Here is an 18,294-nt window from a genome sequence, read left to right as displayed (position 1 = left end):
CGTGCAACTCCGTAACAGTTACACCTGTTTAATGACTGCCATGGCTCAACCACATCTCGGCGAGCGGACCCAGATCCGCTTCCACGCGCCCAAGGCCGTCGTCGACACTCTCTCCGCCTACGCGGAGCGACGTGGTCTGCCTGTCAGCCGGGCGGTCTCCGACCTCCTCGCTGAGGCAGCAGGACGGCCCGACCTCGTTCTCCACGGAGATCCGCAGTTCGACTTCGACGACGTCACTGCCACTGCCGCCCCTCGCTCCACGGACGAGACCGCGACCCTCGCGATCCGCGTCCCCACCGAGCTCACCCCCACTCTCGACGAGCTGGCGATCGATGCCGGCATGCGTCGCCCCGACGTTGTCGCGATGCTGCTGGCGCAGCGCCTCGGCCTGGGTCGGTTGTTGCCCGAGAGGAGCCAGCTGCTGATGACGGGCTAGCCGCCTGGCGTCGACCCGGGGTCTCACCAGCCTCTCGACGTCCACCCAGCGACAACTACATCAGCCGTGGACTCGCATACTTCCGGGACTTACCACCCCAGAAATAGCTAAACCCCGCATAAATGCGGGGTTTGTAGCTAGCCGTTCGGATGAGGACCAACTCACCGAACCGGTGTTCATGTGCGGGGCAGAGTTACCAGCTCTGCTGATCCGCGGCTCCGCAACTGATTAGGAGCTCTCCTGTGTTAGCAGGACGGTTCGATGGTAGCGCACATCTATGCGCTGATCCATCGGCAACACACAACAACGGTGTCACAGTTGTCACCGCAACCAACTGGCGTCACACCTACTACCAGGCGTTTCGTGCCTTGTCGCCCCGCGCAACAGCACGCGTGGACCCCGCCGGTACGCACAACTACATTGACGCGCCGCTGCCCGAGCAACTGCCGAGCATCCCCGTCGCGATGTACCTCGCCGACACCCACGGCACCTACCAGCTCCTCGCATTCGACTTCGACTCGAGCCAGACCCCGGCCGTTGGTCTCCCGGACTCCGTCGCCGACGCCATCGCCTTCACCTCGGCCCTGCGCTCCCTCGGTATCCCCCACCTCGTGGCCGCATCCGGCAGCCAGTGGGGTCGCCACGTGTGGATCCGACTCACAGATCCAGTCGCCGCTCGAACCGTCCGATCCCTTGCTCAGCTGGTCAAGCGCGCGCACCGGAGCTTGGACCTCTCCCCTCTGACCAACCCGCGCACCGGCTGCGTCCGGATCCCCGCGGCCGCCCACCGCTCCGGCACCTGCTCCACACCGGTCCTGAACGACCCTGACGGTGACCCCAACGAGCAGCTCGCCGCGTTCTCCGCCGGCGCCACCATGCTCGACCTGCGCAGGCTCACCAAGCACCTGACCATGATGCTGACGGTCCTCGACACCGCCGGCACGTCGGCACCCGCAGCCATCGAGCGGCGACCGCGACCGGTCGAGGCCCCCACCGCCCTCACCGGCCCGACCATCGTGGGCACCCGCACCCCGGGTCTCCGCGTGGACGCCGTTTCCGACGGCCACCGCGCCGCACTCCACGCAGCTCTCTCCACGCCGATCGCTCCGAGCGACGATCACAGCGCCCCTGCATTCGCGGCGCTGCTGCGTATGGCGGCGTCCGGTTGGTCCGACGACGACGTCTTCGCTGCGGCCCGCACCGCTCCCGTACTCGAGTACCTGCGCACGAGCCGGTACAGCGGAACCGGCCGCGTCGAGCGACCCAACGCGGATCGGTTCGTTGCCCGCCAGTGGTCCCGAGCGGTAGCCGCGTGGAACGCATGGACCGAGGCGAATCCCCGCCACACCCGGATGGTCACCGACAACGGCGGCCGAGCCCGCGCACAGCAGATCCAGCAGGCGGCTGGCACAGACCGGTCCCTGTGGAGTGGTCATGCGGGCGTGCACCGTCGCTGCGTCCTCGATGCCCTGTGCCTGGTCGCGTGGGAAACGGGCCGCACGGAGTTCGACATCGATCAGCGGCGACTCGCTCTCACCGCAGGGGTCACTCAGCCGACGGCATCACGGGCGTTGGCGTGGCTGCGGGAGAAGGGCTGGGTCAGCAGGATTGAGGCATCACGAGGGGCTCGATCGGACCGGTATCGGATGGAGCTTCCACCGATTGGATCTGGGAGTGAATCACAAGGGGTACCCGCCCCCGATCCAACCCTCGGCACCCACCTCCACCAGACCCTGCTCCACGCCCGCCACGACCTCTGGTCCGCCCCCGGCCTGGGCGGACCCTGCGGTGCCACCCACCGCGCCCTCCTCGCCGGCCACCGCGGCATCGCCTCTCTGGTGCACGCCACCGGCCACTCCCCCGAGAGCATCTCCGAGCACCTCGAGCAGCTACGGGAACTGGGCTTGGTCACGCGGTGCGGGCGGGCGGTCCAGAAGGTGGCGTCGGCCATGGCAGCGGCTGCAGCACGACTCGGTGTGACCGGTGTGGTCGAGGCTCGGCGGCGGCTGTACACCGCGGAGTCGCTGATGTGGGAGTGGTGGCAGCGGGAACTGGCCTGGCGGCGCGCTCCGCGGCTGCGGAAGCCGATCCGCGCTGAGCATCCAACTCCCCTGCTGCGGGGTCGTTTCCCCACGAAGGCCGACGGGCGAGCCGATTTCGCTGGAGCGTTGGGCCGCCTGCTGGCGTCACTGTCGCGCGCATCGGCACTCGAAGCCGCGTGATGGCGGCCGGGGCGAGAGCTCACAGCTGGGTCAGACGCGAGACCTTCCACTCGCCGTCGATGTTGACCAGCGTCAACAGCAGCACCAGCTGCCGGCGGGCGATGAACCGGGTCGAGTTCTCGACCGTCTGCGTCACCCGCACCATCCGGTACGCCTCGCGATCGGTCTGCGGCGGAACCTCCTGCGTGTCGATCGCAGCGGTTGCGTCCACCATCGCGCCGGCCTGCGCCCACTGGTTCCACTCGTACCCCGGAGAGGAACGCCCGACCTGGCCACGGATGTCGTTGGCGAGCTTCGGCTCCAGGACTGCTGCAGCACGGGCCATTCCAGCGTTCATGTCGGGGTCGACTCCCGGTAACAGCGTGTACGACGTCTCAGCGAACGCGATGGCCACGGCATCCGGGTCGCTGGTGTCGATGGTCGACGCGTCGAGTGCTGGCAAGGACGACGGCATCACCTTCGTCGGTGCGGCCTCGGTGGGCTGTGGTGCCGATTCCTCGCTCGACGTGGAGCAGCCGGCCACAACGGCAGCGACCAACGAGAGGGCGGCGACACTGGTTAGTGCACGGCGGATCATCCGAACCTCCTGATGTTTTCGGCGTTGTTCAGGTCGAATGGGTGGACACCGATGGGCACCCCGAAGGTCTGCGCTTCGAGGACCTGCCCATCACCGAGCCAGATGGCCACATGCGCGGTGCCGTTGGAATACACCGCATCACCGGGCTGAATGTTCTCCTTGGACACCGCGGTGCCGGTCTCGACCTGCCCCCAGGTGGTGCGAGGAAGGATCGTCCGCTGTCCGGATGCCTGCGCGACGGCGTACAGCACCAGCCCAGAACAGTCGAAGCCGAGTTCGCCGCCGCCCTGACCGGCAGTGGGGCCGTCAGCTCCACCGCCACCCCACACGTAGGGCAGACCCTGCTGACGTGACGCGGCTTCGATCATCGCGCGCGCGAAGGGACTGCCGGCGACGGTGATGGCCGGGCCTCCCCCCGGGACTTCCGGGGACGACCCGATGTTGGCCTCGTACTTCGCCATCCGGGCGCGAATGCCGGGAACGTACGCCTGGGTTTGCCCGAACGGTGGGATCCCCCCGTACTCGATCACCGCACCCTCACCCGCGTTGTAGCCGGCCAACGCCAGATCGACGATGTCGCCCTTGACCTTTCCGCTGGCCACGTGAGGTTTGAGCTGGTCGACGATGTAGCACATGTACCTGCCCTGGGCGGCGATCGCGTCGAACGGATTGAACGGGTCCGGCGCGTTCGGACCCTCGGGCCGTCCGCTTCTGTCCAGGCCGGAGTCGACACCCATCGTCGCCCACGTGCCCGGCATGAACTGCGCCATACCCTGCGCGCCACCGGAGTTGACACCGTCGCCCGCGCTGGTGACACCCTCCTGCCAGCCGGATTCCTGCTCGATCTGCCCGGCGATCAGCGGGGGTTTGATCTCCGGACACATCGAGCCCGCGGCGATGACCGCGGCCCGGTACTTCTCCGGCACCGAGCCATCGGCGAGACCGCCTCCACCGCTGGTCTGGGGCTTGATGCAGTCGACAGTGGAGGTAGACGTGTCGGCCGCGAGGACCGCGGGTGGCGAATTCGGGGAGACGCCCGGCGCGGTGCCGTAGCGGGTGTCACCGTTCGGGGTCCCGCCACCCGCGACGCTGACGTGGACGTGATCGAAGTGATTTTCGGTGTCCGATCCTCGGTCTTCCATCGGAGACCAGGATCCGTTCTGCCACAGTCGTTGCTGCCAGATCAGATAGTCGACGTGGAAGGCGTCGGCGTTGGCCTGGAAGTAGGCGACGATGTCGTCGCCGAGCTTGGTCCCCTCGGGGCTCTTGTAGTCCGGGACCATGATGTCGACGGCGCGACCGGACCCGTGGTCGCCCGTGTCCCCGGGCCGTAGACCGCCGATCGTCGTGACGGCGGGGAACTTCGCCGACGCGGCCCGCATGACGCGCACGCCGTCGACCTGCATGCCGGACTCGGTGCCCTTCTCGGTCGGCAAGGCCACCATTTCGGCGGCCGGCGCGGTGAGCGCGTCGAACGGATTTGCGCCGGACGTGGCGTTGGGGTCGATCGGCGTGAACTCGGGTCGCGCAGCTGCCAGCGATGAGGCGGCGGGCAGGTCCTGCGTGAGCCACGGCATCGGATCGACACCGGAGTTGTAGTTGGCGTATCCGCCGGGGTGCAGGGAGAAGTGCAGGTGGGGGCCGGAGCTGTCGCCGTCGTTGCCGACGTTGGCGATGTGCTGTCCACCGCGGACCTGGTCACCGACCTTCACCAGGACGCCGTCGCCGAACATGTGCCCGTAGAGGGTGGCGACGCGTTGCCCGTTGAGGTTGTGCTCGATGATGATCGCGTTGCCGTATCCGGAGACAGCGCCGGCGACGGTCACCTCGCCGTCGGCGGCCGCGTAGATCGGCGTCCCGACTGGGGCGGCGAAGTCGCTGCCGTTGTGCATGCCGCCGTCACGCATCCCCCATCCGGAGGAGATCGTGTAGGTGCCCGAGGCCATCGGGATGGCCAGTGAGCCGGCACGGACACCGGACAACGATCCGCCGGCGGCACCGAACGCAGACACCCGCCCACGGTCGACACCACAGTCCGTCGAGACGACGGTGGTGGTCCCGGTGATCGCTGCGACGAACGCGGTGATCATGTTCCCAACAAGGAGCAACAGGACCGCGAAGAACGCGGCAATCACACCGAGAATCGACAGGTAGAGCGGCCACCGCTTCTTCTTCGGAGCCTGCCCTCCGGCGGCCTTCTTCGCGACCACCTTGGTGGCCGCCTTCGCGGCGACCTTCCCTGCTACAACCCACATCTGTCAGGCACCACGCATCTCGACGCGGTACACCGCGAGACCGGAGTCGGCGTCACCGACAGTCCGCGGCCCGACGACGACCTCGAAATTCAAGTTCTCCCAATGCCCGTCCTCCACGTGCTGGGCGAGCAGGCTGAGCACGTAGCGGCGGGCAGGGATTTGGACGGTCACGGTCCCGAAGCCTGCGTCGAGTTGAGCAGGCCCGGTCGGCAACACGTCCTGCGCTTGTGCCTGCTGATCCCAGGTCCACCCCCACGTCTGGTCGAACTCCGCCTCGGCCCGGTCGGAGACTTCCGGCATGGCAAGCGGCCGCCACGACGACAGCCACGTCCGCCCCGGATCTGGGTTGGCGGGACTGAACGTGCCGTACAGCTTGATGAAGTCGATCGCGAATGCCTCAGCGTCGGCTGCGGGCACTTCGGCGTAGGTGTGCTTCGGGGTGACCTCGAGGTTTCCCGGGTCGTCAGGCAGCACAGTTTGTGTAGTGGGGGCGGGCGGGCTGTCACCGCCGCACCCAGCGAGGGCGACAGCTGCTGCGAACAGCAGCGCTGCCAGCGCGGTCCGCGTACTGGTCGTGCTCATCGGCCGCTCCGGACAGCGTGATTCGCACGCCGCTGCTTGAAGCGGCGCCACAACCACCGGATTGCGGCAACCGTGAGCTCGAGGGCGATCACCGCGAGCATCAGTGCGGCCATGCGCACGCCACCGTCGCTGAGGCGCTGTGATCCGGTCTCGGACAACGACGCCGAGAGCACGAGAACGATGACCCACAGGAGTAGGCGGCCGCGGGTGGTGGTGAGGCTGTCCCCGACCTGGTTGATGGTCTCTCCAGCCCACCGCCGTGTGCGGTCAGCAAGATCCATGACGGGTCCTTCCTGCGTGGATCGTCGATCGGTCGGACAGACCATTGCGTATGGCTTCTCCACCATTTGTTGAGCAGCGAAAACGCATATCCGGAACGCGAAACGGCCCCCACCGGTCTGGTGGGGGCCGCCGTGTCGAGAGCCAGAAGAATCAGACCAGGATCATCAGCAGGAACGACATGACGAGCACTCCGATGAGGATGTACGCGATCATCTTGTTCGACTGCACCCCGAAGATCGTCGGCGGCAGGTCGTCCGGTGTCAGCCCGCCGAGTCCAGCCGGGTCCACCATTCGGCGGATTGCTGACCGCTTGGGCGTCTCGCCGGGAGTATCGAACTCCTCGGCCACCGGGCCGCGTGCCGCCATAGAAGTGCGCGGCTGCACGCCACGCGCTTCCGCGAGACCATTGACGACCGCGACCATCCCCTCGTCGTCGAGTGGAATGTGGATCGGCTGCTCGCCGCCGCCCTCGACGGGAACGACGACGAGGATCCGAACCTCACCGGTCTCGTTGTCGTACAGCACCTGAGGGTCGTAGCCATAGATCACGTCCTCCGCGTATCCGGCGGCGTCGAATGCGTCGAACGCGTCGGCGAGCTCCTCGGCGGGATGGTGGTTGCCGTTGGCCGTGGTTTCCATGCGCTGTCCTTGCGTCGTACTGAGATCGATCGAAGTCGGGTCGGAGAATGTCACTACGCTTCTCCTCCCCCGCTGCTGTCAGCGCCCTGCTTCGCGGTCTGCCCGCGCCGCTGATCGGGGAGCTTGCGCGCCGGATTGAGCCTGTTGCCCACCGCTTCCTGTGCGCGCAGCGCCGTGTACTGGGCCAGGAACTGGGCTTCCTTGGTCACCTTGGCCGTCGACTTCGCGCCGCGAGCCAGGGAGTCCACGGCACGGTTCGTTCCCTCACCGGCGTAGACGGGGGTCCGGCCCCGCGCACCCTGGTAGGCGCCACGGACCGCGCCGGCGGTGCCCGTGACAGGGGCGGTCACCAGACGCCGAGCCATCACACGGGTCCCGCTGCGGCCCATGGCCTGGGATGCGGCGATGTTGGCCTTGTGCTCGCCACCGAGCGCGTTGACCGAGCCCACCGCGGCGCCCCTGACCATCCGGCCTCCGGCGACTACCGCGGACTTCGCGGAGCGGACGCCGGCCTGCGCAGCAGCGCCGGTTCCGCGGCCGACCGCGCCGGGTGCCCGCGAAAGGCGCTGCGCACCCTTGTATCCGGCGTACGCGGTCATGGCCTTTGTCGTGGTCATACCGCGGCGAGCCTGGTCGGCCATGTTCACGTTCATCGAGCCCTGCTGTGGGCGGATCTTCTCGTCGATCTTGCGGATCAGCTTGAAGAACCCGAACAGCACCATTCCGACGATGATGATCTTCATGCCGGTGTAGATGCTGTCGGAGCGGAATACCAGGCAGATCAGCCAGATGATCAGGGTCATGGTCAGGCCGTAGGCGAAGCGTGCGCTGAACGTGTGCAGGACGTTGAACACCCATTCCTTAGCGCCGTTGGTCTTACCGGTGAATGTCGCTACTGCGAGGACCAGGGGGCCGATCATGAAGAGCGCGAACAGCATCACGTGCCAGAGCATCGTGATGATCGACAGCGACGTGAGTGCGATCGCAATGACCAGCGTCGCGACGAGAGACGACGCGGCCTGAGTGAGCCGCTGCAGGCCATTGGTGCCGGTGAACGCCGAGTACATCGTGCTCGCGTCAACTCCAGCCAGTGCGGGAGAACTGGCTGTTTGCCCCGTATCACCGTCAGACGCGTCTGTAACGGCGGTGACCCGATCAGCCAGAACCTTCCCTGCAGCGAAATAGGGAACGCACTGCTGCGCATCGGCAAGGTTCTTCGGATTGTTGGCATTCAGGCATGTGGTGACGAGATCGCCGATGGCCGGTCCGCCCTGCTGCACGATCAGGTAGGTCCGCAGATCACGGCACATGTCGAGGTTGATGTAGCACGGCAGTCCATCGCCCTTGGTCGCTGCGTCCTGGCCGTATCGGACACCTTCCACAGCCTGCCCGGATCCGGCGTTGGGGTTTCCTTCATCGACGTTGATTGCACGTCCGCCCGACGGACCGAACTGTCCTAGCGCCCATGGACGGTACGCCAGGGTTTCCGCGAGCACACAGGAGGACACCCGCTGCCCGAGGCCTTCGGTGTTCCCCGGCGGGACGTGGCAGAACTCCTCGCCGTTGTCATCGTTGAGGTCGGACAAGATCGCCGTCGTCAGCGCCGAATTCAACTGCCCGATCATCGAATCGAGCGTGCTCGCCATGACGTAGAAGCCCGCCCCTTGCGGCTCGTCGAGGGACTGGTCGCTGTTCTTGTCGGCGAGGATGCCGCCGAACATTGCTCCGGCCAGAATCATGACGCCAATCGATGCGACCGCCTTCCCGATCGCATCGCGGCCCCCGCCTCGCACCGCTGCCATTGCGATCGCGATCACGGCCAGTGCACCCGCGATGCTCATCAGTGGCAGTGCAAGGTTGGTGAAGACGTTCGCCACCACTGAGTTCGACTTGTCGTACAGCCAGGCGACCGGGTTCTTTGCCTGCGCGAGTTCCTTGAGCGCGATGGTCGCCTGCAGGATGTAGAGGTTGACGGTGAAGATGGCGTTGCCCGACATCGTCCACATCCACGCCGGAATCGAGCACTGGTCGGGCTTCGCCTCGCCGTCAGCGTCCGGAGAGTACTGCCAGTTCACCCAGTCCAAGCCTCGTAGACCAGAGATTTCGTAGAGGGTGTACTGCGTCATGTCGCCGCCGGCCGCGAGACGAATGTCCTTCGCGTTGTCCGAGCGCTGCCCCGTTTCCGCATCGACCGCACCTGCCAGGTTCAGGTTCGAGAACCATGCCTCGGGACCGGAACCCACCGGCTGCTGCTCGAGGTTGGGTGCGGTCATACCGCACATCGCTTCCTTGACAGGCTCAGTGATCGCGTTCGTGATCGACGAGAAACCCCAAGCTCCAGCCGGTGCTGCCGAGCCGAGCATCACCGTGGCCGCGACCAGCAACGTCGCCACCACCCCGGTTACCACCTGCCACACCCGACCTGCGAGGCGCTGGGTCCGCTGGTTCGACCGCTCTCGTCGCAGTGCGAGGCGCTGGCGCCACCACACAACCGCGACTCCGAGGATCAGCCCGCCGATCGCAGCGGATGCCGACGAGAGCCACAGCTGGAGCGGAAGGGTGGCCATCAACGCGGTCTGCGCCAGGAAGGTGGTGAGCGCCGGCGAGGGACCGACTCGTCGCGAGCGCAGCACCAGCACTGCGAGCGCCAGCAACCCGGTCAGATAGGCGGTGAAGTACGCATACCCGCCCTCGCTCATCGTCAACCACGACGATGCCGCACCGAGCGCGACGACCACGCCCACGTACACCAGCGTCGAGGCCGCCGCCAGGACGTGCGCCGGGCTGCGCCGCCACGCGACGACCAGACCGGCGACCCCGGCCAGCATCGAGGCAACCACGAGGGTCGACACGACGCCGATCTCCTGCAGGATGCCGGCAGCTAGGAACAGCGCAGACACCACGGCGACGCCACGGAACATCAGACGCGGCTCCGAGAGCACGTCCATGAACCTGCGGCCCCACCTCGAGCCGCGCCCGGTCCAGAACTGTTGAGGGGCAAGGGTAGCCATCAGCGCACATCCTCCAGTCCGGAATCGGTGTACAGGCCCTCGGCAGCCACTGCTGCCGCGGCATTGGCCGCTTCGAGCTCGTCGATGTTGCGAGCGATGAAGTCGTGCCAGTCCTCGTCGAGTTCGAGGTCATCGGTGTAGTCGCCGCGCATGTTGGCTTCGCTGATGCCCGTGCGGACCTCGAGCATCGTGGTCGGGTCGATCTCCCAGTCCCGCCCGCTGCCACTGATCGGGATGCTCTGCGCTCGAGGACGATCATTCGGGTTCGTCTCGGTCGCCCGGGCGAGCTCGGCGAACATCTGGTCCACCGACACCGTGGCGACGCGGTTGTCGACATCGCGCATCACACACCGACCACCACGAAGCTGACCGCCAGCGCTCTTGCCTTCCTCGAGGAGCTTGCGTGCCAGCGCGACCGTTTCGGTTGTGGTCCCGCCGCTGGTGTCCCGCAGCAGCTCCAGCGCACGGGCAGCCTCGACCGGGGACTTCTGCCGGAACATGAAGATGGTGCCGAACTGGTTCGAGTCGGCCTCACCGGCGTCCTTGGCCTGCTGTTCGATCTCCTGCACGTCGCGGGGCTGCTGGGAGATGAACACGATCACCAGGTTGAGCGAGCGCCCCTGACGCAGGCCGCGGGACAGGATCCCCTGTCCGGTCGGTTGCCGGGCGATCATGTACCCCTCGTCGACGAACAGTGCACGCGGCGGCGTCTTCATCTCTCCCGTCACCGGATTTGGCTTCGGCCGGTCGTCGAACAGCTTCTGCACCAGATCGAGCACCGTGAACATCGCGGCCGCTGCATTACGCTCGGACTCCGACCACGTCTCGGGCTGGTCCGGCTTCTTCGGCGGCGCAAACCCGTGGAGGGTGAAGATGACCCGTCGACGGGTCATGTCGCCGAGGTCTACTCGCTGGCCGTTGCCGACGAGCAGCTTGGCGTATCGAGTGTCACGGGCACGCTTGAACCGGTTGATCACTCGATCGAGCTGTTCGAGCTTCTCGGTCGCGTTGAAGGCGTTCGCGTTGTCCGCGTCCTCTGCCATCGGCCGGTACTTCTCACGGCTCTGCTCGAGGAACCGAACCACTGTCCCCATCGACGGCACGATCGGGTCGCCGTGGATGGGCTCACCGGCCTGTTCGGCGTCGTAGGCTTCCTTCATCGCGGCCAACGCCTGCTCGACGATCGTGCGGTCGTCCTTGTCGGTGAACAGCACCTCGACCTGGCCGCGCGCGAGCTCGTCGGCCTCGGCGTACGAGTCGGTCAGCGACCACGCATCCAGCTGGCCGGCGGCACCACGGGCGAGGCTGACGATCGTGGTCTCGGCCCAGAACTCGGGGTTGACCGGCTGGAACTGGGACTCCTCGGTGCCGAGAATGCCGGCTTCGGCGTCGGCGGAGAACCCCGGCTGCATCACCTGATCGCCGAATGCGATGTAGTACGTGAACTTTTCGAAGTCGTTCTTCGGGTCGAGCACCATGCACTGGGTGCCGGACTCGGATTCCCAGAAGTACAGCAGCAGGGCGAGAGTCGACTTGCCGCCGCCTGATGCGCCGATGATCGCGATGCCTGCGCCGCGGTCCCGCGCGACCTGCACGTGCAACCCGAAGTGCACCGGTGCGCCGTTGGTGTAGGTGTAGCCGACCGGGAACCCTCGCCAGCCTCGGGTCCTCCCCCGGTTGGCCTCGACGGCGTCACCGACCTGGTCGTCCGAGTCGAGGCGGGCCACCGCCGGCGCCCACACGTCAGTGGTGCGCTCGCCGATCTTCACCCCGCCGCCCTGCGCAGCGACGAGGCCGCCGAAGATCTTGCCCGTGTAGTCCCCGGGCAGCTGCTCTTTGAGGAGGTGGGACTGGGCGCGGGGAACGCGCACCATTTCCAAGTCGCCCATCATCGCGCGGACATCTTCTTCTGCGGCGACGAGTTCCTTGGGTGTCGGCGCCGAGAGCACCAGCCGCAAACGGCCGATCATCGCGGGCTGCGGAGCGGTACTCGCCTCCTCGAACAAGGCCTGCGCCCGGTCGTACTTGTTCTCGAATCGCGGATCCTCCGAGGCCTGGACCTTGTCGCGGTCGGCGGCCTCATCCTTGATGTTCTTGGCGACCTTGAGGGCTCGGTCCTTGAACTCGGCCGCCGAGATCAGCTCGTACCGCCACGACAGTTCGACCGGCCGAGGAAGCTGCGCGAGGGCAGGGCCCCACGCCATGACCGGGTTGAACTCGAGGATCGGTGCGGACGACGCAACGACGAGGGTCGCGGTGTAGGTCGATCGCTCATCCCCGGTGTCCGGGTCGGTGTCGATGATCTCGACGTAGTCCTGCCCATTGCGACCGCGGAAGTTCACCGCCATGTCGAAGAAACTTGTCCGCAGTGGCTTCGATGTCAGGATCGGCTGCTCGGTCGGGAAGCGGTGCCCGGACAGTGTCTTTCGGATCAGCCAGATCAGGTCGCCGCGGGTGCACGGTGTTGCGCGGAAGGTGGCGAGCTGCAGGTGCACCCGGATCGCGAGATCGCGGAACGGTTCGAGATCCGATGCTCGGAACTGTTCGTCAGCGACGGCGGTGACCCGATTCGCGATGACGCTGAGCGGGTCGGGAACCGTCTCGCCGGTGAACTCGCCGAGCCGCACCATCAGGTAGCGCTGGCGCTCCGGTGTGGATTCGGACAGCAACGCCGACACGTGGCGCAGAAGCTGACGCATCAGTCGCGACGGATTCCAGGACGTCTTGAGGTAACCCCGGGCCCACTCCTCCGCCGACGTCGGCCGGTACCGGATGATCTCGTGGCACTGCACCGACTTGCCGTTGAAGACGGCCAGCAGCGTGTTGTAGGTCTGCGCCACCAACTCGGCAGCGGACTGCTTCTCCTCGGCCGTGAGGAACTCGTCGGTTGTGCCGGCGAGCCGCAGCGCGGTCCATACCGAGTCGTCGGAGATGAAGATCAGATCGTCCGCGTATCGGTACGGCAGCCGTTCCCGGTCCGCCACGGTTGTCAGCTTCTTCTGTCGAGCGCGGCCCGTTGGTGCGGAGGTCTTGCGCGCTTGGGCTTTCCGAGCGCCGAAGTAGACGCCGCAAATGACGAGGACGCCAATGAAGATGTATGTCACGGGAGGCTACTTCCGGTAGGTGCCGTAGGGCGCGGGTGCGGGAAAGCTGTCGCTGTAGTCCGGCATGTCCTCGGGGCGGTAGAGGATCACCTGCCAGTGCAGATCAGTCGGGTACTCGTCCTTGCCGGTGCCCTGCAGCATCGCGGGCTGGAACAGGTGGTAGTCGACCCACAGGGTGGTCGATTCGAGCGGCGTGACCCGCCCCTCGGTGTCCTTGGCCACCACCGTGTACGCCGCGCCGCCAGCTACGACGCCGACCAGCAGTCCGATCCACCACCAGCCGATTCCGAGCAGCCACAGCAGCAGCGATGTGCCGATCCCGACGGACAGCGCGGTTCCGCCTGCGACACCTGCTCCGACCCAGTCCACGCCGGGGAGACGGAACTCGTCCAACGAGAACTGACGGGACCGGTGCCGAAACAGGTTGGTCCAGTCATGGGAGATGATTCGGGAAGAGTTGTCGCCGGCGGACATCGCGAGGCCCTACTGTCCGTCGACCACGGATACCCCGCCACCAGTGGTGCCGGACTGGACGGTCTCCTTGCCGAGCGAGGTGGCGAGGCCCGGAATGAAGGTGACCAGGCCGGCGAAGACCCCGGCGAAGACCCACACGCCGACGTCACCGATGCGCTCGCGCATCTTGCCCTTGCCGGAGCCACCGATCTTCACGGCGAGGATGGACCCGAAGACGGTCAGCAGAGTGCTGCCGATGAGGAGGAGATTGTCGCGGACGTTCTCACCGATGCCATTGACCGTGTCCCACCCTTGCTGTGCGACGACAGTGGTCGACGGGTCTCCCGACAACGCCAGAACCTGATCCCACATGCTGTGCTTCCTTTCTCGTGAGGGCCGCACCCGCCAGGCGGGCCAGTCGCGGCGACTGCACGATCTCGCATGGGTTCTCCACCTGAGCCGAACGTCCGCCGAAATTGGCGTTCTACGAGGGACTTTCCTGGGGATTACGCGCTGGGGACCTCTGCGGGATCGAACGGAACGGACGCGGCCTGCGTCGGCTCCTGCGGCTGCACAGGCGTTGGCGACGACGAGGTCGAAGGCGATCCACTGCGTGACGAACTGTCGGGCGCACCCGATGACGACGCGGCTGCGCCGCTGTTCGGAACCGGTCCCCCAGAGGGATCCAAGGCGGACCCCGTAACGTCGAGAACCGCCCACTTCCCCTGCACGTACCGCAGCCGGATCTGGTACGTGCCAGCCTGCTTCGACGTGCTCATCGCGCTGGTCCACTCCACGGTGGTCTCGGCGACAACCTCGTCGCCGGACTGGTAGTGGATGGTGCCGCCGGACTCTGTCCGGGCCGTGTACACGGTCACCTTCTCCACCGCGGGGTTGACCAACAAGCCACGCAGTCCAGCGCGGGCCGCAAACGATGCGTCTTCGGTCAACGTCAGATTGAGCTGCTGGGCATCCGACGATCCCCACGCCTGCATGAACGGAGAGAGCACCTGATCGCGCAGCTGCGTCGCCAGTTGGGCGTCCTTGGCTCGGGTCTCGGCGTAGGCGGGAGGAGCACCCAACCGGGGCGCCGGCATGAAACCGACATTGCCGACGACCCGCATCATCGTCGGGTCTGCGCGATCGTTGACCCACACCGGAACGACCGCTTCCAAGGTCTTCTCCGCGCCGTACGCCACCTGGTACGTCAAATACGCTGCGGCCCCTTCGGTGTAGCCCTCGCGCACCGAGCTGATCTGTCCGGTGAAGACGATGCTTTCCGGCTTCTCCGCCTCTGCTGTCGATGTACCGGAGTAGCCACAGCCCGACTCGGTGCCGCTCGTCGCCATCCGGGCCAACACCTCACCGCGGGTGCGGACCGCGGCAGTGTCGGAGGCAGCCGGACGGGTCAGGCAGATGTTGAGGTACTGCTGACCGAACACCGCTGCCTGCTCGACGGGATACGACGACAGACGGAATCGCAGCGCCTCGTTCTGCGAGATCGCGCCCTGCGCCGGGACACGCGACGATCCGATGTTCACCCCCACCGTGAACGTGGTGCCCGCCGCCAACAGCAGGACACCCACCGGGATACCCAGCCGCACCGCCCACTGTCGGCTCTTCGTGTGGGACGGACGTCCACCGATCGGCGGGACATCGAAGTCGGCATTGGCGGAGCCGTCGTACGTTGGCGCCGGCTCGTGGTCTCCGCGCACGGCCGAGAACGCGGCCGTTGCTCGCCCGCGCAGGCTGTTACCGGTCTTCTTGTCTTTCGCGGGCGGGGTGTCCGGCGTAGCGGTGTAGGCCGGCTCGGGTTGCGGCTCAGTCGGGGCCCGAGGCGGCGCTGGGCGCGGCCGCGTCGGGCGTTCCTGCATGCGAGGGGCAGCTCCAGCCGTCCCGGGGGCAGCTACCTGTGCGGGCGGCATCGGCCTGCGCGGCGGCCTGCGTTCTGGGACCGGAGGAATGGTCGGCGTGACAGCAGGAGGAGCCGACGCTGCGTGCGGATCGGCCGGCGCGGGCGTGTAACCCGGAAGCGGGTGCACGGGCCGATACCCGGGCGGCGGGGTGGGAGCTGACATTCAAGGCCTCACAGATCGGTGGCGTCGGGCGGCGTGGTCAATTCACTGCGCGGGCACATTCAACTTCCGTGCTTCTCCACCTCGGCCTGGCCGCGATCGGGGTCGCTATCCCAGGGGTCGAGCCCCCACTCGCTGTCCGTCTCGTCCCAGGGGTCCGGACCAGGGTCTGGCGGCAATGGCACGTCGGGATCGCCCGGATGTCCGGAGACGGGCTCTGAAACCTGCTGCACTCTCCTCGGCGGTGGCGCCGCGACGGCCCACGGATCCTCGGCGGCGGTCAGCACGGGCACCGCCGCGGCCTCGCGCGTAGGTTCCTCGACCGAAGCGGCATCCGCCGACAGCACGTGAGCGAGCACCGCGTCCGACCGCACCCGCTCCCATGTCTTGTCGAGCACCTCGTCACGGAGGGCCTCGGCCTGTTCCACCGCGGCCGGATCGCCGAAGAAATCGTGCCGGTTCGGAGGTTCGAGCACGGTCACCAACCGCAGCGGCTCGAACCACATGTTCGGCCCCTCGTTGACGGTGTGCACCGCGCTCAGCGTCGGCGTCTTCGCGATCCAGATGAACTCGCGGGTGTCGGTCGCGTCGTCCTTGTTCAGCTCCTGCAGCGTTCCGAGGGGAATGCGAGTCTCCCGGACGGAATCGGTCATGCCCGAGTTCATCGACCGGGCGCCGGACCACAGCCGCCACCTGCCACCGATGTCGATCTCGTGCTTCATCCGTGGCTTGCGTTTGTCGACCTGTCCCGAGAACCCACAGACGGCCTGATCGTCGGCGTCGGATCCGAGCTGAAAACAGAAGAGGTTGTAGACCTGCTCGAGCACCTGGTTCGCCCACACGCCAGTGCCGTCGACGGCGACGAAGTCACCCCAGCCCTGCGACGAGAGGACCACACGGATGCCCTCGTTCGACGATTTGTTGAGCAGCCCGAGCAACGCGGCCGCGGCCGCCGTCGACTTCGCAGACCCGAGCTCCTCGACCTGCACCACGAACGGCTTCCACGGCGTCGCGTCAGCTTTGCGGGAGGAATCCCCGGTCAGCCTCCGGACATCGGCGATGTTCTTCCGCAGCGTCGAGGTCGTGTTCTGCAGATCGAGCAGCACCATCGTCGACACCAGAATGGACAGGCTTCGGTAGTCGTTCGACGGCAGCGAGAACACGACGATCTCGCCCTGCAACACCGCCCGGACGAGATCGATCGTGTCGGTCGCATCGCGGCCCGGGCGCATTCGACCTCCCAGCGCCGACGAGTTCGCGAACTTCGAGATCAGCGTCTGGCTGTCCCCGATCGCCCCGGCCAGCAGATTGCCCGCCCCGCGGGTCTTCTGCCCCATCTCCGCGACCCGCTGCTGCAGATCGTTGACGCGGCGTCGGGCATCGACATCGGCCATCGACGGATGCGCGCGAAGGACCGCGTCGACCGTCAGCTGGTTGGCTGCCTTGTCGAGGGCGGCCGGGTCGAGGATCGCGGTGAGCGTCTCGAGCCCGCCCTTGCCGGCGGAGAACCCAGTCAGGTCGGCGATGTCGAACGCCAACATCACGACATCCTCGGCTGTCCGCAGGTATGCCGCCGCGTCGCCGTCACGGTCCACCGAATTGAGGAGCATCGCGGTCTTGCTGTCACCGTTGCCGCGCACCAGCGGGTCGTAGAACGAGGGCTGGGTGCGCGCGTACGGGTGTGGGCGACGGTAGGCGCCGGAGGACTTCTCGTTCAGCGTGAAGTGATGGAACGCCCGATTCTCCTGCTGCGCGACCTCCGCCCAGTAGGAGGGAATGTCGTCGCCGCCCTTGAAATCGATAATGCACGCGCCGCCACCGGTCACCCGGACCTGCTGAGCGTTCATCGAATTCGCGAGTCGTGTCTTGCCGGTACGGGGCCCGCCGAGCACCAGCGCCGGCAGCTTCAACGTGTCGAGGTCGCATACGGCGGGGTGACCGTATCGGCCGATGCCGACGGCCACCTGCCCCGCATCGTGGCCGTGCCGGCGAAGCAGCGTGGTCGTGGCAGAGATCGGATTCAGTGTCATGTGGTCGCCTCGGTCGGTGCGATGGTGTGATGGCCGGCGCGGATCTGTTCGGTGACGCGGCGCGCACGCATCCGATCGAGGACGCCGACAGGCCGCCAGTTCGAGAACTCGGGTCCTTCGATCTCGCCGAGCTTCTCCCGCTTGAATCGGCGCACCCGGGTGAACACCGCGGTGACCGCGAAGCCGACAGGCAAGGCGAATAGGAGCTGCCCGAGTACCGCGGCGCCGGCTGTCGACGTCGCGACGTCCCGCAGCGCGGCGCCGACATCACCGTCGACACCGGAGGCCGCGTCGGCCAGCGATGCGCCAGCCAGAGATGTGATGAGCCACGCGGGAAGTCGGAGAGGCTGGAGCGCCCAGGCCAGTACCGAACCGGAGATGAGGACGCCGAGTAGGAAACTCAGGGCCGCCCAGGCTGCCCACCACCGCCCGCGGACTCGTCGCCGCTCGACGACGAGTAATGACACCGCAGTCACTGCGATCGTCGCCGGAACCGTGACGATCGGAACGAGCACCGCCAGGGCGCGGGCCGCGATCGGTAGTCCTGCAGACGTTTCGTTGGATCGCCCTGACGACCCAGGGTCCTCGTCGTAGCCGTCCTCGTCGGACATCGTGCTCCCTTCACCGG

General features: G+C 66.9%; 14 protein-coding genes. 2 read left to right on the top strand and 12 right to left on the bottom strand.

Features of this window, described 5'->3' with window-relative positions; genetic code table 11:
- Positions 1-40: 40 nt before the first annotated feature.
- The gene (locus RZ1_RS26020) at positions 41-436 is read left to right on the top strand and encodes a hypothetical protein (protein WP_139281989.1); all 396 of its coding nucleotides are present in this window, start codon (positions 41-43) and stop codon (positions 434-436) included.
- Between the two features lie 392 nt (positions 437-828).
- Complete coding sequence (locus RZ1_RS26015) at positions 829-2,658, top strand: helix-turn-helix domain-containing protein (RefSeq protein WP_072815520.1); 1,830 nt, start codon at positions 829-831, stop codon at positions 2,656-2,658.
- 19 nt (positions 2,659-2,677) lie between these two features.
- Here RZ1_RS26015 and RZ1_RS26010 read toward each other — a convergent pair whose 3' ends face one another.
- The 12 genes from RZ1_RS26010 to RZ1_RS25955 all read right to left on the bottom strand — a co-directional run bounded on the left by RZ1_RS26010 (position 2,678) and on the right by RZ1_RS25955 (position 18,277).
- Positions 2,678-3,235 (bottom strand): hypothetical protein, encoded by a 558-nt coding sequence (locus RZ1_RS26010; RefSeq protein ID WP_072815519.1) that lies wholly within the window; start codon positions 3,233-3,235, stop codon positions 2,678-2,680.
- Complete coding sequence (locus RZ1_RS26005; protein ID WP_072815518.1) at positions 3,232-5,490, bottom strand: VldE C-terminal domain-containing protein; 2,259 nt, start codon at positions 5,488-5,490, stop codon at positions 3,232-3,234. The genes RZ1_RS26010 and RZ1_RS26005 overlap by 4 nt, the downstream gene beginning before the upstream one ends.
- Before the next feature lie 3 nt (positions 5,491-5,493).
- Positions 5,494-6,072 carry a hypothetical protein gene (locus tag RZ1_RS26000; RefSeq protein ID WP_139281988.1) on the bottom strand — a complete coding sequence of 193 codons (579 nt, stop codon included), beginning with the start codon at positions 6,070-6,072 and terminating at the stop codon, positions 5,494-5,496.
- Positions 6,069-6,353: a hypothetical protein gene (locus RZ1_RS25995; RefSeq protein WP_072815516.1), complete on the bottom strand. Its 285-nt coding sequence runs from the start codon at positions 6,351-6,353 to the stop codon at positions 6,069-6,071. The genes RZ1_RS26000 and RZ1_RS25995 overlap by 4 nt, the downstream gene beginning before the upstream one ends.
- Before the next feature lie 151 nt (positions 6,354-6,504).
- Positions 6,505-6,993: a hypothetical protein gene (locus RZ1_RS25990; protein ID WP_072815515.1), complete on the bottom strand. Its 489-nt coding sequence runs from the start codon at positions 6,991-6,993 to the stop codon at positions 6,505-6,507.
- A gap of 53 nt (positions 6,994-7,046) precedes the next feature.
- Entirely contained in the window at positions 7,047-10,004 is a 2,958-nt protein-coding gene (locus RZ1_RS25985) for a hypothetical protein (RefSeq protein ID WP_139281987.1), read from the bottom strand.
- Complete coding sequence (locus RZ1_RS25980; RefSeq protein ID WP_072815513.1) at positions 10,004-12,988, bottom strand: ATP-binding protein; 2,985 nt, start codon at positions 12,986-12,988, stop codon at positions 10,004-10,006. Before RZ1_RS25980 ends, RZ1_RS25985 begins: the two co-directional genes overlap by 1 nt.
- Before the next feature lie 126 nt (positions 12,989-13,114).
- Positions 13,115-13,477, bottom strand: coding sequence for a hypothetical protein (locus RZ1_RS25975; protein WP_139281986.1), 363 nt, complete (start codon positions 13,475-13,477; stop codon positions 13,115-13,117).
- A 114-nt stretch (positions 13,478-13,591) separates the two neighbouring features.
- Complete coding sequence (locus RZ1_RS25970) at positions 13,592-13,933, bottom strand: hypothetical protein (RefSeq protein WP_072815511.1); 342 nt, start codon at positions 13,931-13,933, stop codon at positions 13,592-13,594.
- 134 nt (positions 13,934-14,067) lie between these two features.
- Positions 14,068-15,435: a conjugal transfer protein gene (locus tag RZ1_RS25965; RefSeq protein ID WP_083583922.1), complete on the bottom strand. Its 1,368-nt coding sequence runs from the start codon at positions 15,433-15,435 to the stop codon at positions 14,068-14,070.
- 263 nt (positions 15,436-15,698) lie between these two features.
- Entirely contained in the window at positions 15,699-17,666 is a 1,968-nt protein-coding gene (locus RZ1_RS25960) for a type IV secretory system conjugative DNA transfer family protein (RefSeq protein ID WP_072815509.1), read from the bottom strand.
- Complete coding sequence (locus tag RZ1_RS25955) at positions 17,663-18,277, bottom strand: hypothetical protein (protein ID WP_072815508.1); 615 nt, start codon at positions 18,275-18,277, stop codon at positions 17,663-17,665. The genes RZ1_RS25960 and RZ1_RS25955 overlap by 4 nt, the downstream gene beginning before the upstream one ends.
- Between the last annotated feature and the right edge of the window lie 17 nt (positions 18,278-18,294).

It is taken from the genome of Rhodococcus zopfii NBRC 100606 = JCM 9919, assembly GCF_001895025.1.
In the GTDB taxonomy this organism is placed as follows: domain Bacteria; phylum Actinomycetota; class Actinomycetes; order Mycobacteriales; family Mycobacteriaceae; genus Rhodococcus; species Rhodococcus zopfii.
This window is presented reverse-complemented; position numbering and strand designations above follow the sequence as displayed.

Coding starts and splice junctions, on each gene's coding strand:
- RZ1_RS26020 (WP_139281989.1), top strand. CDS start 41: ATGGCTCAACCACATCTCGGCGAGCGGACCCAGATCCGCTTCCACGCG.
- RZ1_RS26010 (WP_072815519.1), bottom strand. CDS start 3,235: ATGATCCGCCGTGCACTAACCAGTGTCGCCGCCCTCTCGTTGGTCGCT.
- RZ1_RS26005 (WP_072815518.1), bottom strand. CDS start 5,490: ATGTGGGTTGTAGCAGGGAAGGTCGCCGCGAAGGCGGCCACCAAGGTG.
- RZ1_RS26000 (WP_139281988.1), bottom strand. CDS start 6,072: ATGAGCACGACCAGTACGCGGACCGCGCTGGCAGCGCTGCTGTTCGCA.
- RZ1_RS25995 (WP_072815516.1), bottom strand. CDS start 6,353: ATGGATCTTGCTGACCGCACACGGCGGTGGGCTGGAGAGACCATCAAC.
- RZ1_RS25990 (WP_072815515.1), bottom strand. CDS start 6,993: ATGGAAACCACGGCCAACGGCAACCACCATCCCGCCGAGGAGCTCGCC.
- RZ1_RS25985 (WP_139281987.1), bottom strand. CDS start 10,004: ATGGCTACCCTTGCCCCTCAACAGTTCTGGACCGGGCGCGGCTCGAGG.
- RZ1_RS25970 (WP_072815511.1), bottom strand. CDS start 13,933: ATGTGGGATCAGGTTCTGGCGTTGTCGGGAGACCCGTCGACCACTGTC.
- RZ1_RS25965 (WP_083583922.1), bottom strand. CDS start 15,435: ATGCAGGAACGCCCGACGCGGCCGCGCCCAGCGCCGCCTCGGGCCCCG.
- RZ1_RS25960 (WP_072815509.1), bottom strand. CDS start 17,666: ATGACACTGAATCCGATCTCTGCCACGACCACGCTGCTTCGCCGGCAC.
- RZ1_RS25955 (WP_072815508.1), bottom strand. CDS start 18,277: ATGTCCGACGAGGACGGCTACGACGAGGACCCTGGGTCGTCAGGGCGA.